Genomic DNA, 15,041 nt, shown 5'->3' with positions numbered 1-15,041 from the left:
TGCGGATTCAACCGGTCGATGCAACACACTAGAATCTGCGCAAGCAGCGGAGGTGTTGCAAATGAAGCAGAGGCCGAGGATCTACTATTCTGAGAGTCAGAAAGCACTCATGTGGGACCGCTGGCGCAAAGGTGAAACGATTCATCAAATTGCCAAACTGTTCGATCGGGGCCACTCTTCGATACAGCGGATCCTGTCAGAGGCCGGCGGCATCGAGCCACCGCAAAGACATCGCGCACCGCAGACATTGACGCTCGCGGAACGCGAGGAAATCTCTCGCTGCCTGGTGAGCGGATTATCGATTCGGTCTATCGCGGCCAAGCTGGGACGTGCTCCTTCCACGATCAGCCGCGAGCTGCAGCGCAACGGAGGCAGCCAAGGGTATCGAGCGAGCCGGGCGGATGAGCTCGCCTGGGATCGGGCACGTCGCCCGAAGATTTGCAAATTAGTGAGCAACCAGACGCTGGCGCGAGTTGTCGCTGCAAAGCTGAAGCTGCAGTGGTCCCCTGAGCAGATTTCTGGTTGGCTCAAACATGCGTATGCCGTCAACAAGGACCATCTGGTGTCACACGAGACGATCTATCGGAGCCTCTATATTCAAGCTCGCGGTGCCCTGAAAAAGGAATTGCTTGAACACTTGCGACGCTCTCGAGCGATGCGCCGGTCTCGCCATCACACATTGAAAACCGAAGACCGCACGAACATTCGCGACGCTGTATCGATCAGTGAACGCCCCGCGACGGCGGAGGATCGCGCGATACCCGGGCACTGGGAAGGTGACTTGCTGTTTGGCAACGCTACCAGCCAGATTGCGACTCTTGTCGAACGTCAGAGTCGATACGTGATGCTGGTAAAAGTAGCCGGTAAGGATTCCGAGGCTGTGGTCAACGCGCTGATACGACACGCCAGCAAGTTACCTCGAGAACTATATAAATCGCTGACCTGGGACAGGGGCACGGAAATGGCTGATCACAAACGCTTTACCGTGGCGACCAAGATCCAGGTCTATTTCTGCGATCCGCAGAATCCGTGGCAACGCGGCTCGAATGAAAACATGAACGGACTGCTGAGGCAGTACTTCCCGAAAGGTACCGACCTCTCTGCCTATTCCCAAGCCCAACTCGACGCTGTAGCGAGGCGTCTCAACGAGCGTCCGCGTAAGACGCTAAACTTTGACACACCCGCCCAGCGGTTCCATCAATCCGTTGCATCGACCGGTTGAATCCGCAGCCGGTGACGGTTCCTGCCATTTCAGATGGCTTGCTGCCGCCATCGCCCGCAGAGGCGGTGCTGCACGGCTGATCGCGTTTGAAGGGAAACGTCAATGGGTGCAGCAATGAGATTGTCGAGTCTGGTTGGCCGCATTTTGGCAGGGTGTCTGCTTGTGACGGCCATGACTGCTTGTGGCAAGTCGGAACCCACCTACAGTGGAATTTCAGTCATTGGCCGGAATTATCTGCCGTACAACATGGGCGGCTTCACGATTGCCGACGCGTTTGGAAATACGGCGAGCGGGGGCGGCGACGATCCGCCCGGTGCAGGAGGCGGTAGCGTGAAATGTTGCTACAAGCTCAAGGGCACGGAATTCGTCGTCAAGTGGAATTACTACGATGTCGACCAATGGCATAAAGGGAACAAGCAGATGTTCCATGCCGAGACGAAAGTGTCGATGCCACAGTCCCAGTCGCCGGACGATGTCGGGGCGCGGATTCTCGAAGTGCATTTCTTTCCAGACCGGCACGTCGAATTCGAGTTTCCAGGCAAGATGCTTGACGACGCGCGACTGCCTATTGTCGATGTCGTGAGGTGGGCGAAACAGTACCAGACGCAACTGGAGAAGCGATATGACGAGCGCGAGGATCAGCAGTTTCGTCGTATCGCTCGTGTCGTCGCGTCGGCGTGGCTGAAATACCGTCTTACCGACCGCGATGATCTCGAGCAGTATGCGTATTACGCGTTGCTCGTGAACAGCCGGTTCGATGCACATCCGGCGGTCCAGCACATACTGCAGACCGCCGCCGGCAAGCCGGGGATGTTCGCGAAGTCGATGCAATCGCTGCCGAAGCGTGTGTTGTCCTCGCTGTCGAACGACGCGTTCGAAGCAGCGACGGTGCCGGCGATATCCGATGGTTTGCTGCCACCGCTGCGTGCAGAGGATGCGCTGTATCGGTGATCGTATCGGGTACGTATCGGATGCGATTTGCGATGCATGCGATCGGAGTCTTCTGCAGGAACGCAGCTGTGTGGCGTAAGTTTGCGACCGCCGTTTGCGACGGCAAGGTCGACACACTCACTCGCGGAGCGAATGCGGCAGAAAGCGCTGTTCGACCCGACGAACGAAAATATCCAGCCGGTCGCGGTGCCGGCCGTTCCCGACGGCATGCTGCCGCGGCCTTGTGAAGAGCGTGCTTGTGCCTGATTTCATGCAATACGCTGCACCGAAATTCCACGCGATCGTTCCAGACCGTCACGGCGCACGCGCAGCTCGCGGACGGTTCCTCGCCGCGTTGCGCGTCGCCGCCGCAGGCTTGCTGTTCGTGTCGATGGCGGCGTGCAGCAAGTCCGATCCGACCTACACCAGCATTTCAACGGAGGCGCTGAACTACCTGCCATACAACCTCGTTCGGTTCACGATCACCGACCAGTTCGGCAACAAGGCACGCGGTGGCGGCGACCTGGAACCCGGGGCCGGGGAAGGCAGCATCGCCTGCTGTTACTTGCTGAAGGGCAACGATTTCAAGGTTCAGTGGACGTATTACGATGCGGACGACTGGCGACCGGGTGAGCAGGTGAAGAAACAGCAGGCGGAGACGAACGTTTCGTTGCCGCCAACCAAGGAGCCGGATTCGATCGGCTCGCGCATTCTCGAGGTCCACTTCTACCCCGATCACCATGTCGAACTGGTATTTCCTGGCGAGATGCTGGGCAGTACCAGATTGCCGATCGTGGACGTGTCGCGTGACTTGACGAAACAGTACGGCAAGCGGCTCGACAAGAAGTACGAGGACAATGACGCTCAGTCGCATCGCAGGATTTCGAGAACCGTTGCGGAAGCCTGGATCAAGTACCGCTTCACAGATCGCAGCGACCTCGAGCAATACGCCTATTACGCGCTTCTGGTGAATCCCCGGTTCGACGCGCACCCGGCGGTGCAGAAGCTCATCCAGTCGAGCAAGGGGAAACCGGGCGCATTCGCGAAGGCGGTCGCCGCCCTGTCACCGACCGTTGTGAAGGAGCTTGGGCAGAACCGATTCCAGGCGGTTGCGGTCCCGTCGATTCCGGCGGGCCTGGTGCCGCCGCCACGTGAGGAGAATAGCCATGGCCGGGGCTAACGATCGAAACGCCATTCGACTCGATCCGGACGACGCTACGCCGCAGAGCGTGCGAATGGCAGTCGACAAGATGGCGACCGCCAACTATCCAAAGGGCGACTGTCTGCCGTGCGGGGCAACGATCCGTATCGGCGTATTCTTCGATGCGTTCGGTCGCAGCAGGGACGAAGACGATCCGGACAGCGGACTGTACTCGAACATCTCGCGTCTTTTCGATGCGCACCGCACCAACCTGGACGTCGATCGTCCCGTGAATCAGTTCTGGTTCCGTCTCTACTATTCGGGCCTCGGGACGGATCTCAACGCGGATGCCAAGTCGAACGACTGGCTCAATGCAGGCCTAGCCGCGGGGAAAATGGTCGGCAAGAAGGTGCTCGCCGCAACGAAAGGCGTTGCGGAGTCAGTCGCCCGTGTGAACCAGCCGATCAAGCAACTGGACGTGAAAGGTCGCGTGACGACGGCAGCCAAGCAGTCCGCCTCGGAGTTCTCGTTTCGGCCGATGCTGAGTGCTTTCAACGACTTCAAGAAGGACATCCAGAACATCCCCCGTACCGCGCGCCGCATCGCGAACGTACTGGACGCGTCGCCGGAGCGAATCTGGGAGCGCACGAAGGCAGGCGGCATCGCGGTGTTCCGGAATGCAAAGAACGACGCGAAGCGCAATCCGCTCAAGATCGTGCAATCGACAGTCCGTCAGGTCATTACGGGAATCGCGATCGAAAACGTACCGATCGTGCGCGATGCGCAGGTGATGAGCGCGTACTTCGGCACCGGCGTCGATTCGCGGCTCGTTGCCGCGAGGGACCAGTTGGAAAAAGCGGTCGAGGCGGTCAAGGGGCAGGCGTCGAAGATTCGAAAGATCGAAGTATCGGTGTTTGGTGCCGATCGTGGTTGCGTGCTGGCACGCGCGTTCGTCAACGATCTGGCGACCAAGTACAAGCGTCGCGACGATCAGGATCTTGCGCTCAACGGCATTTCGCTCGAAATAAAGTTCGTCGGTCTACTGGACGCGGTGTCGTCGATCATGTCGGAAGAGGCCGGCGAGATTATCGGCATCCTGCCGTTTCTCGGAACCATCAAGCCGAATTACAAGGACCGGTCGCTTGCCGTGCCCGCAAGCGTGCAGCGATGCGTGCATTTCGCCGCCGCTCACGAGATGCGCATGTACCAGCGCCTCGACAGCCTGGAAAAGACCCGTGCCGAGCAACGGCTCTATCCGGGAACGAGCAGCGACATCGCGGGCGGTTCGTTGCATGGCTCGCTGGGCTTCAATGCGGAGCTGATGCGTATTCCGCTCAGGGACATGCTGTTCGAAGCGCTCAAGGCCGGTAGTGCGCTTCTCGACATGGAAACGCTAGCCAAGCGGCGGCCTGACGTATTCAGTCGCTTCTCGATTGCGACGCCGATCACCTACGAAGGCAAGCAATACAGGATCAGGGCGCTTGTCGATGCGTACCGCAAGGTCGTTCCGGACACGCGAGGCGTGAACTTTCTGCCGCATGCGGAGGTATTCCTGCGCTGGATCGCCGTGCGATACCAGGACCCGGAATTCCGTCATTCCGTGACCGACCCGGCGACCGAGTGGCGCAAGGACGTCGAGAAAGCCGACTACGATCGGCGCGACGCAAAGGCGAAGCTCGACTGGGCGATGATGGGCAGCCAGCGGATGGACTCGCCCGAGATCCAGAAGCTGAAGCTCGCGAAGCAGGCGGCGGACAAGCGTTACAACGATTTATGGAAGGATGTCCCGCCGAGCAACTACATGACGGTCTGGCAGCGTCTCGACAAGGAGGCTAAGGAGATGACCGGCAAGTGGGAGAAGATGCGGCCGGAATACGAGGCCGAGCAACAGCGCCGCTTCACGCAGTCGTTCAACAACAAGCCGACCTATACGCCGCTGTTTCTTGCGCCCGCGTTTGCACGCCATGTCGAGCTGAACGAGGACGAGGTTGCGCTGGTCAAGGCCTGGCAGCAGGGGTATGCGGGAAAGAACCCGCTTCCGTCCGAGGTGATGGCGATGTTCGACATGCTCGTCCACGATACGTTGCTGACGAGCTGGCAGGATCACGTACTCGCGCCGTCACTGTACTTCAGGACACGGGACAAGGACGTGTTCGGAAAGACGGATTATGCGAAGGAGGACAAGCAGCGCAAGAGTGACGATCTCACCGCCGAACGAGTCGACCAGGCGAGCAAGCAGAGCCAGCAATGGGCGAAAGGTTACCAGGGCACGCCACCGACACATTGACATCCTTCAGCGGCGCGCAATCGCGTACCGCTGACACCCGGTCGCACCGGGGGGATCATCCCGAGCCGCCCCCCCGCCAACTCACTGCCCCACCCGGAACTCGATCCGCCGATTCCGCGCCCTGCCATCCGCCGTATCATTCGGCGCAATAGGCTGATCCGGGCCCACCCCCGTCGTCGTCATCTGCTGCGGCGGAATGCTCTTCGTGATCAGATAACCCTTCACCGCATCCGCGCGCGCCTGGCTCAGCGCGATGTTCGACGTCCGGTTCCCCGAATTGTCGGTGTGGCCGATGATGTCGACCGTGCGGTTCTGCATCTTCGCGAGCGCAGCCGCCATCTGGTCGAGAATCAGCTTGCCCTGCGGCGTCAGCGTCGCGCTGCCGGTCTCGAACTCGATCGTCCGGTTCGCGAGCGTCTGGTCGAGCACGCCCTGTTCGGACGCCGACACGCGCAGCCCGTTCTTGATCGTATACGTCGGGTTCAGCGTGTTCGCCATGTCGCTCGCCAGCTGCTGGCGCTGCGCCTCGTTGTGCACCTCGCCCTTCATCTCGATCTGCGTGCCGTTGATCTTCAACTGGCCCTTGCTGATCTGCTTGAGCTGCGCGCCGAGCAGCTTCTGCACGTTCGCGCTCCAGTTCGGCGGCGTCGCGACGTCGCCCACCTCGACCTGGTCGACGACGTTCGTCGCGCCGTAGGTGTCGCGCAGCTTCTGCAGCACGGCGGCCTTGGTCGCCTCGTCGGGCACCTTGCCGCCGACCACCACCTGGCCGGGCGTTGCATTCGCGGGCGGCGGCGCGATCGTGCCGGCGGCGGTGCCGTGCACCACCGTGCCCGACGCGCCGCCGGCGTTCGGGTTCGCCTGCGGCAGCGCGGTCGTCGCGACCGTGCCGTTGCCGACCGGCGTGACGGTCGCGCCCGTGTTCTGCGCGAAGGCCGCGCCGCTCGCGACGAGGCCGGCCGCGAACAGCGCGGCGAGGGCGGGCGAGACGGCGGCCGACAGGCGCGCGCGCCGGACCTGAATCGTGCGATGCATGCCGTCAGCCTCCGATGAACGCTTCGCGGAACGCGTCGATGGCGACGCGCAGCGAGAGTTGCGGTTGGTCGAGGTAGCTGACGAGCTTGCTGATCTGGTGATCGTTTTGCGCATGGGCGTCGATCCACTCGGGATCGTCGATGTCGATGTTGTGGGCGGCGTAGGTCTGCGGGTCGACGACGCTCAGCAGCGTCTTCGCCGACGCGCCGTTGAAGCCGATGACGAGCCGTTCGCGTTCGGCGATCGTGCCGATGAAGATGGCGAGCTCGAAGTCGGCCTGCGCGACGAATGGCGCGATCAGCTCGAGCCAGAACGCGGCGACGAGGCTGCGGTAGAACGGATCGACCGGCAGCGGCAGCGTGAGGCCGCGTTCGATGTGCGACGAGCCGCTCTGCATCACCGGCCGCAGCAGCGAGCCGAGCGCGAGCATCGCGCCGCGCAGCCGCACCGGATGACCGCTTTCGAGCAGCATCTCCTGCAGGCCGTGCAGCGACTGGTGTTCGACGAAATCGTTGAAGGTGCCGTCATGCGACGTGCCGGGGCCGCCGACGTCGATCGGCACCTGCGTGTCGCCGAGCGCCTGCAGCGCGCCGGGCGGCTCGTCCTTGCCGAGCAGCGGCGGGATCTGCGCGGCGACGCGCGACCACAGCCGCGCGAACGCGAGCGGGCTGCGCGCGAGGAACGCGAGCGGCCGGTCGACCTCCAGCGCGGTGGCGCCGAGGAACGGGAAGCGGCGCATCGACACGTCGTGGCTCGCGACCATGTGGCCCGCGATCGCGAGCTTGCTGCGCGAACCGAGGAACGCGAAATGCATCGGCTTCGCGTCCTCGTAGACGATCTTCCAGCGCGGATCTTCCGCGAGCAGCTCGAGCGCCTGCGCGATCCAGCGATCGAGCGTCTGCAGCAGCTGCGGATTGTGCGCGCTCTTCACGAAGTCGCCGCGCGACGGAATCTTGCCGAAGTAGGCGATTTGCGCCTGTACGGTTTGCGTCATTGCGCCCTCTGTGCATTCGTTGCGTTGGCGGCCGCGACGGCCGGCGCGGCGCCCGGCGTGCCGGTGCCGGCTTGCGTCGCGTTCTGCGCGGCGCCCGCGCTCGCGTCGGCGACCGACGACGGCAGCTGCAGGCCGCGCAGGCCTTGCTGCTGCGGCTGGTCGCCGCCACCGGCCGACGGTTGCGACGTACTGATGATGCGCATCGTCACCGACACGTTCACGCTGCCCTGTGCCCACGTCAGGTCGAAGGTGCCGTCCGGACGGCGCTTGCGCTGCGCCGAGTTGATCAGCTTCTCGAGACCGTAGCGGCCCGGCTCGTTGACGAGCTGCACCGTGCGGCCGTCGAAGGTCGTCGCGGACAGCGTCGCGCCCGGCGAGCCCTGCGGGTTCGGCCACACGAAGTTGGTCCACTGCGGCGGCGTGTTGCGGTAGCGCAGTTGCTGGCCGTCGATCGCGATCGTGTATTCCGTCGTGCCCGTGCTCGGTTGCGGCAGGATCTGGAACACGGTCTGCGGCTCGGACGACGCGGCCGCGCTGCCGGCGGCGCCGCCCGCGAGCGGCGCGACCCAGCGTGCGAAGCCGTTCGTGAAGTCCGGCGTGAGCCCGATGCCCATGTCGCCCCACGTGCGGGCGGCGAGCGTGTCGCCGCGGCGCACCGCGAGCGGTCCGAGCGTCGTGCCGACGAACTTCGCGATCGAGCCGTCCGGGCCGAACACCTGCGCGATCTCGCCGGCGCCGGCCTCGACCTTCGCGTTCGCCGCGAACGGGTACTTGGTCGCGAGCGAGCTCTGGAACGGCTGGTAGACCTGCGCGTTCCACACCTTGTTGACTTCGGCGCTGGCCGGCTGGATCACGACCGCGAACGCCTGCATCAGCGGCCGCACCAGCAGCGGGCGCAGCGACTTGCGTTGCGAATCGGTCAGGCCCGTCAGCATCTGCTCGTCGACGAGCTTCAGCGAATCGGCGAGTTCCGAACCGCTGCCGTCGAGCGTTTGCTGCATCAGCTGGCGCGCGCCCGGCCCCGGGTCGCCCTGGTTCTTGATCACGTTGAAGCGGGTGCGGACCTTCGACAGCGACTCCATGTAGCCCTTCAGCATCGACGTGCCGTCATGCGTCGCGACGATCCGCGCGAGGCCGACGAACTCCTGGCCGATCGGCCCCATCGGCACCTCGGCCGGATTGCCGTTGATGTCGATGTTGGCTGCCGCCATCTGGCCGGCCTGCGAGCGCGTGAACAGTTGCTTGACCCAGTTCACGACGCCCGTCTGCGCCTTCTTGATCGTCACGTTCGCGAGCGACGGGTTGTCCCACGACGTCTGGTCATACGCGGTCTCGAGGATCTTGCGGATCGGCGAATCCTGCGGGTCGCCGAGGCGGTTCATCCCGTCGACGGCCTGGCCGAAGCTGGTGAAGCCCTGCACCGCGATGCCCTGCATGAATTTCTGCCAGTGCTGCGCGTACTCGGTCTTGTACATGCCGACGAGCGTCTTCTGGATCTGCTCGGGGCTGCCCTCGAGCGTCAGGTCGTCCTGCGTCGACGTGTTGAGCACCCAGTCCTTCGCCTGCAGTTCCTTGGTCGCCGCATCGCGGATCGCCGGCTGCACGTAGTCGAACCACGCTTCACGCGTGAACGTGCCCGGAATCGCGTAGCTGCCTGCCACGAGCCCCTGGTTGCCGTCGCCGACGATGCGCGCGATGGTCATCGGCGCGAAGCGGGTCGACGCACGGGCCTTGATTTCCTCGTACACGCGCTGGCGGGCCGGCATGCCGCGCACGACGCGGCGCAGGTTCTCGCGGGTCTGGTCGACGAGCGCGAGGTTCGCGTCGATCATCGGCCAGTCGTTGTCGTTCACGCGCGACAGGTAGAACGAGATCATGCGCTCGGCGCTCCGGATCATCTCGTCGCGCGGCATGTTGCCGCGATTCGTCTCGAGCCAGCCGCGCCAGAAGCGGGCGAGCTGGTCGGTCAGGTGCGCCTGCTCGACGTGACGCTTGTCGGACAGCATCAGGTAGGTCTTCAGCGCGTTGTACGCGTCCTGCACGTTGGTCGGCGACGCGTCGCTGTAGAGGCCGCCCTGCGGCGCGGCGGGCTGCTGCGGGGCGGCGGCCGGCGCGGCGCCCGACGCGGCCAGCACGGCGCCGGCCTGCGGCGCGGCGCCTGCCGCGTTCGTCGACACCGGCATCGTGCCGCCCTGCACGGCGCCCGATTCCGGCGGGCGCGTCATCGGCACCAGCTGCTCGGGGTGCGCGTTCACGTCCTTCATGAACGACGCGAGGTTCTGCGACACGGGAGCCAGCAGGATCTGGCGCACGCCGTTGTAGTACTCGGTCAGCAGGTGCTGCTCGAGACGGTCGCCCTGGTACAGGCCGAGCGACACCGACAGCGGCTTGTCGCGGCGGAACTGTTCGAGCTGCTCGATCCGGTCTTCCAGGATGTCCATCGCCTGCAGGCGCGACTGCAGGTCGTTGCGGCCCTGCTGCAGGCGCGTGACGTTGTCGAGGTCGGCCTGCACGTTCGACACGAGCTGCTGGTTGCCGATCGTCGACCAGGTCCAGCCGCCCAACGCGAGCGCAAGCGCCGCGACGAAGCCGAAGAAGGTCGCGTAGCGCAGCCGCGTCTTGGTCGGGCTCGCGAACTGGCGCACCGTCTGGCGGTCCGCGAAGATCACTTTCGAGAACAGGTCGCGCAGGAAGAAGCCGTTCTTCGAGAACGCGCTGTGCGGTTTCGGCAGCGCGCTGCCGTCGAGGCCGAAGCGGTGCGCGATGCGCTGCGCGGCCGCGCTGTTGGTTTCGCCTTCCTGCAGCGCGCTGGTGAAGTAGAAGCCGCGGAAGATCGGCTTGTACTGGAACGGGTTGTTCTCGAACAGCGTCGCGAGGAATGCGCGCAGCGACGGCTTGATCGTCGAGAATTCGAGCGGGAAGCTCAACTGGCCCGGCGACAGCTGGTTGCCGCGCGACAGCGACAGCTGCGCGACGCTGATTTCCTTCAGTCCTTCGTAGAGTTCCTCGAAGTGCGTGTCGAACTGCGCGACGACGTCGCGCTTGTCGTCGGGCTCGTAGGGCAGGGTCGCGCCCCACACGCGGTCGTACTCGTGCTTGTCGCTGCTGCTGAAGAATTCGGTGAAGCCGGTGATCAGGTCGGCCTTCGTGAACATCACGTAGACCGGCGCGAACACTTCGAGCTTTTCCGTCAGCTCCTGAACGCGCTGACGAAGGTTCTTCGCGAGGTTGATCGCGAATTCCGGGCGGTTGCCGGTGAGTTCGGCGATGCTGGCCGTGACGATGATGCCGTTGATCGGCGCCTTCGGGCGGTAGCGCTTGAGCAGCCCGAGGAATCCGAGCCACTCGCTGCGGTCTTCCTCGTGCACCGAATAGCGGCCGGCCGTGTCGAGCAGGATCCCTTCGGTCGTGAAGAACCAGTCGCAGTTACGCGTGCCGCCGATGCCGTGGATCACGGCGCTGTTCTTGTCCGCGAACGGGAATTGCAGGCCGGAATTGAGCACGGCGCTGCTCTTGCCCGCGGCCGGGTTGCCGATCACGATGTACCACGGCAGTTCGTACAGCGCGGAGCCGCCCGACACCTGGCCGATCTTCGACGTCTTGATCGTCTTCACCGCGTCCGACAGGCGCGTGCGCAGCACGTCGAGGTCGGCCGTCTTCGCGTCCGGCGCAAGCGCGGCGGCGGCCGGTGCGGCGATCTTGCCGGTTTCCGCCTGCTCTTCCAGCACCTGGCCGAGCTGCTGGTTCGCGCGCTTCACGCGCCAGCGACGCCACAGCGCGACGACGAGCCACAGCGCGAGGACCGCCGCGAACGCGATCGCCGCCCACAGGAGCGGCAGCTGCAGCATGTCGGCGACGATGAACAGAATGGCCGCTAGCGCGACGATCCCGACGATCGAGAGCGTACGCGGATGAGTCAGCACGTTGAGGATGCGTTGCATAGGACGTTCAGGTTCCGGTGCGATTCGATGAGGCGACGCAGGCGCGCCGAGCGGCAAGGGTGGCGCCGCGATGTGTCGCCATGCTGTCAAACGGGATGAAGGGGGCTGGCATCAATGCGCCCGCGGCATCGGAGAAGGCGCGCGCATTAACGAAAGGACGCTGTGAGATTTAAAACGGAAGCGGCGGCCGGAAAAAATCGCGCACCGGAATGCCCGATTGTTTGCGCCGCCCAAATCGTTTCCTGCCGGGTGATTAAAAAGCCCCATGCCGCCCTCATTATTTCTTGTCCGGCAGCGCTGACTAGCTGCCGCGTCCCAGTTTAAAACCGGGTTTATGGTATTCCACGTGCCCGAGATCCATCATTTTCCATCGGCCGCCCCAGGTCAGGCCGACTTGCTCGGCGACCTGGCCGTACAACTGGTAGCCGCGCATCGCCCACGGATCTTTCTCGGAAATGACCAGCTTGCCGTCGCGCAGGAACGCGTTGTCGGCCGCCAGCCCGAACTGGTGATAACTCTGGAAGGCCGCCGCATTGGTCACGTTCGTGCCCATCTGCGCGAGCCGGTTCTGTCGTTCCGGGCTCCGGTAGCCTTCCAGCAGCGCCATTTCGTAACCATGTTGTTCGTGCATGATCTTGTAGACCAGCAGCAAACGCGTCCGGAAATCCGGGTCCAGCAGGTTCCAGTCGCGGCTTGCGTCCTTCAGCGCCGGGCGGACCTGTTCGACTTCCTTCGTGGCAAAGACTTCCGGCGGCAACGGCGGCGGCGGCACGAGTTGTTCGCCCTGCAACAGCGCGGCGATCTTCTCGTCGGGCACGCGCGCGGTGTCGTCGTACTGAAATAATTGCCGACCGCGTAACGCAATGGCCACCAATGGCGGCGTCGCAAGAATACCTGCCGACACCATAATCATCAAGCGCCGCCGAACCAGTAAATTTTGCACGTCACTAAATGCACCGCGCGTCACGCTTGCCGATTTAACAATCTGACTCCGCGCGCGGGCGGCGCGAGCGTTCGCACGGCGCGTGAGACGGCCGTGAAACTGGGCCACGGATTCGAAAACGGTCGCGCGGATACCCGGTAAAAGCAACAGTGCCGCGATGGCGACGGCAAGGGCGAAATAGGCGACGAGTGCGACGGCAATCAACGAAATCCCCGGAAATTGGAATTGATTGTGTTTTGCAATGCTTGCTCTTAGAATCAGGCTGCTTCGAGAGGCCGGGCTATATTATCGCGGTGAATTAAACCAGGATTCAATGAGACGCTGAATGAGTGCGCCGGAAAATTCAAATTCGAAAACTCCGCCCAGCCTGCTGTCCGATACTAAACCGGCAGGCGAGGGAGGACCTCGGCAGTCGCGCATTCTCGCGGATCTGGAAGGGCGTGTCACGCCGCCCGCCGAGCCGCCGCGCCGTTCGCTGAAGGCGCCGATCGCCGCCGTCGTGGCGTTGGTCGTGGCCGTCGGCGGCTGGGGCGCGTGGCGCATGCAGCAGTCGTCGGGCGAGCAGCCCGCCGCGATCGCGGCCGCGCCGGCATCGGCGGCGGCTGCGCCGGCCAAGGCTGCACCGGCCAGCGGCGCCGCCGTGCAGCTCGCGCAGAATGGCGCATCCGCTGCACCGGCCGCGCAACCGGCGACGATCGTCAACGACGATTCGGCGTCCCAGACCGTTGCATCCGCATCCGCTTCCGCCGCGGACAACAGCCGCCTGTCGCGTGCGCTCGCCAACGGCGCCGACGAGGGTTCGGGCGCGGCGGCCACGGCCGGCGTCGCCGCAACGGCGGCGGCCGCGGCAGCGGCGACGACCAAGACGGCGAAGGCCGACGCGTCGAAGAGCACGAAGGTCGCGGCCCACGGCAAGACCGACGCGAAGGCCGATACGAAGGCTGAAGCCCGCAAGCATCGCAAGGAACAGCAGGCCGAGCTCGCGCAGGCGAAGAAGCGTCGCGAAGCGGCGCCGACCCGAACCGCGAAGGCGGGCGCGAAGGACGATCCGGATGCCGATCTGCTTGCGGCGCTCGTCGCGCGCACGAAGCCGGCCGACAAGAAACTCGCCGCGCAGAAGGCGCAGGCCGTGCCGACCAAGACGGCCGCGACCGGCGGCTCGCTGGGGGCGCGCGTGAAGGAGTGTTCGGAGCGCGGTTTCTTCGAGGATCAGCTGTGCCGCTGGCGCGTGTGCGACGGCCACTGGGGCAAGGACCCCGCGTGCCCGAGTGCCGCGCAGTCGGAGACGCGGCAGTAACGCGCGTCGCGCACGCCACGATGCTTCCCTGTCAGCGCCGCCCATCGGGCGGCGCGTTGTTTTCAAAGGCACGGAGAAGCTGCCGTATGATGCCGCGTGATGCTGTCACGAAGGCGTCACGCCCGTCGGGCATACGTTTCCTTTCTTTTTCCGGCGCGGGCCCGCGACCCGCGATGTGCGGCGCGCCGCGCGCCGCACCACCTTCGACACGATGGACCTGATCGTACAGACTTACGGCGCCGATACGTCCGGCATGGTGTGCGGATTCCGCTTCGTTCCGGGCGGCGCCGGCGCGCTGCTCGATGCCGACGCGGCCGCCGCGTGGCTGCGCACATGCCGCGAGCACGGCGCGGCCGCATCGGGCGATTTCGTCTGGCTGCATTTCAATCTCGCGCACGGCGCGAGCGAGCGCTGGATGCGCACGCATCTCGGGTTGCCCGACAGCTTCTTCGAATTTTTGCACGAAGGCTCGCGCTCGACGCGCATCGAGCAGGAGGACGGCGCGTTGCGCGCGATCGTCAACGACGTGATGTTCAACCTCGAACTCACGCCGTCGGAGATCGCGACGCTGTTCGTCCACGTCGAGCGGCGCATCATGGTGACCGCGCGGCTCAAGCCGCTGCGCTCGGTCGACACGCTGCGCGCGTCCGTGCGCGACGGCGAGCTGTTCCGCTCGCCCGCGGAGCTGCTCGTGCATCTGCTGCGCGATCAGGCCGACCTGCTGATCCAGATCATGCGGCGCACGAGCATCGACGTCGACCGCATCGAGGATCGCTTCCTGTCGCAGCGGCTCACGTCGAGCCGCAGCGAGCTCGGCGCGATGCGCCGCACGCTGACGCGGCTGCAGCGCATGCTCGCGCCGGAGCCCGGCTCGGTCTTCCGGCTGCTCGCGAAGCCGCCCGCGTGGCTGCACACGGAAGACGTGCAGGAGCTGCGCGAGTCGACCGAGGAATTCTCGCTGGTGCTCGCCGATCTGGCGGGGCTCAACGAGCGGATCAAGCTGCTGCAGGAAGAGATCGGTTCGCGCCTCGACGAGCAGAACAACCGGACGCTGTTCACGCTGACGCTCGTCACCGTGATCGCGCTGCCGATCAACATCGTCGCGGGCTTCTTCGGGATGAACGTCGGCGGCGTGCCGTTCTCGGAGAACAAGCACGGCTTCTGGCTGATGGTGCTGCTCGTTGCCGGCTTCACCGCGCTGGCCGCGTGGTGGGCGTTCCGACGCCGCGACGATCGCTAGCGCGGCATCGG

10 protein-coding genes are annotated in these 15,041 nt (G+C 64.5%); 6 read left to right on the top strand and 4 right to left on the bottom strand.

Annotated elements, in window-relative coordinates; genetic code table 11:
* Positions 1-61: 61 nt before the first annotated feature.
* The 4 genes from HWX55_RS33500 (at position 62) to HWX55_RS33485 (ending at position 5,580) form a co-directional block, all read left to right on the top strand.
* The gene (locus tag HWX55_RS33500) at positions 62-1,222 is read left to right on the top strand and encodes an IS30 family transposase (protein ID WP_175978805.1); all 1,161 of its coding nucleotides are present in this window, start codon (positions 62-64) and stop codon (positions 1,220-1,222) included.
* A gap of 114 nt (positions 1,223-1,336) precedes the next feature.
* Positions 1,337-2,173, top strand: a complete 837-nt coding sequence (locus HWX55_RS33495; protein ID WP_175978807.1) for a hypothetical protein — start codon at positions 1,337-1,339, stop codon at positions 2,171-2,173.
* A gap of 250 nt (positions 2,174-2,423) precedes the next feature.
* Complete coding sequence (locus HWX55_RS33490) at positions 2,424-3,332, top strand: DUF3304 domain-containing protein (protein ID WP_175978806.1); 909 nt, start codon at positions 2,424-2,426, stop codon at positions 3,330-3,332.
* Positions 3,319-5,580 (top strand): DUF2235 domain-containing protein, encoded by a 2,262-nt coding sequence (locus HWX55_RS33485; protein WP_175978804.1) that lies wholly within the window; start codon positions 3,319-3,321, stop codon positions 5,578-5,580. The genes HWX55_RS33490 and HWX55_RS33485 overlap by 14 nt, the downstream gene beginning before the upstream one ends.
* 81 nt (positions 5,581-5,661) lie before the next feature.
* Here the strand turns inward: HWX55_RS33485 and HWX55_RS33480 are convergent, their stop codons facing one another.
* The 4 genes from HWX55_RS33480 to HWX55_RS33465 form a co-directional block, all read right to left on the bottom strand.
* Positions 5,662-6,615, bottom strand: a complete 954-nt coding sequence (locus tag HWX55_RS33480) for an OmpA family protein (protein ID WP_175978803.1) — start codon at positions 6,613-6,615, stop codon at positions 5,662-5,664.
* A 4-nt stretch (positions 6,616-6,619) separates the two neighbouring features.
* The gene (tagF, locus tag HWX55_RS33475) at positions 6,620-7,609 is read right to left on the bottom strand and encodes a type VI secretion system-associated protein TagF (protein ID WP_175978802.1); all 990 of its coding nucleotides are present in this window, start codon (positions 7,607-7,609) and stop codon (positions 6,620-6,622) included.
* Complete coding sequence (tssM, locus tag HWX55_RS33470) at positions 7,606-11,550, bottom strand: type VI secretion system membrane subunit TssM (RefSeq protein ID WP_175978801.1); 3,945 nt, start codon at positions 11,548-11,550, stop codon at positions 7,606-7,608. The genes tagF and tssM overlap by 4 nt, the downstream gene beginning before the upstream one ends.
* 301 nt (positions 11,551-11,851) lie before the next feature.
* A complete protein-coding gene (locus HWX55_RS33465) occupies positions 11,852-12,697 on the bottom strand; it encodes a M15 family metallopeptidase (RefSeq protein ID WP_050013094.1) in 846 nt (281 codons plus the stop codon).
* 121 nt (positions 12,698-12,818) lie between these two features.
* Here HWX55_RS33465 and HWX55_RS33460 point away from each other — a divergent pair, with 121 nt between their 5' ends.
* Together HWX55_RS33460 and HWX55_RS33455 are read left to right on the top strand one after the other, a co-directional pair.
* Positions 12,819-13,790 carry a phage tail protein gene (locus tag HWX55_RS33460; protein ID WP_175978800.1) on the top strand — a complete coding sequence of 324 codons (972 nt, stop codon included), beginning with the start codon at positions 12,819-12,821 and terminating at the stop codon, positions 13,788-13,790.
* Between the two features lie 211 nt (positions 13,791-14,001).
* Entirely contained in the window at positions 14,002-15,030 is a 1,029-nt protein-coding gene (locus tag HWX55_RS33455; RefSeq protein WP_050013092.1) for a transporter, read from the top strand.
* The last annotated feature ends 11 nt before the right edge of the window (positions 15,031-15,041 follow it).

Source organism: Burkholderia sp. BCC1047 (assembly GCF_902833155.1).
In the GTDB taxonomy this organism is placed as follows: domain Bacteria; phylum Pseudomonadota; class Gammaproteobacteria; order Burkholderiales; family Burkholderiaceae; genus Burkholderia; species Burkholderia sola.
The sequence above is the reverse complement of the archived record's forward strand: the minus strand, read 5'-3'. Positions and strand labels throughout refer to the sequence as shown.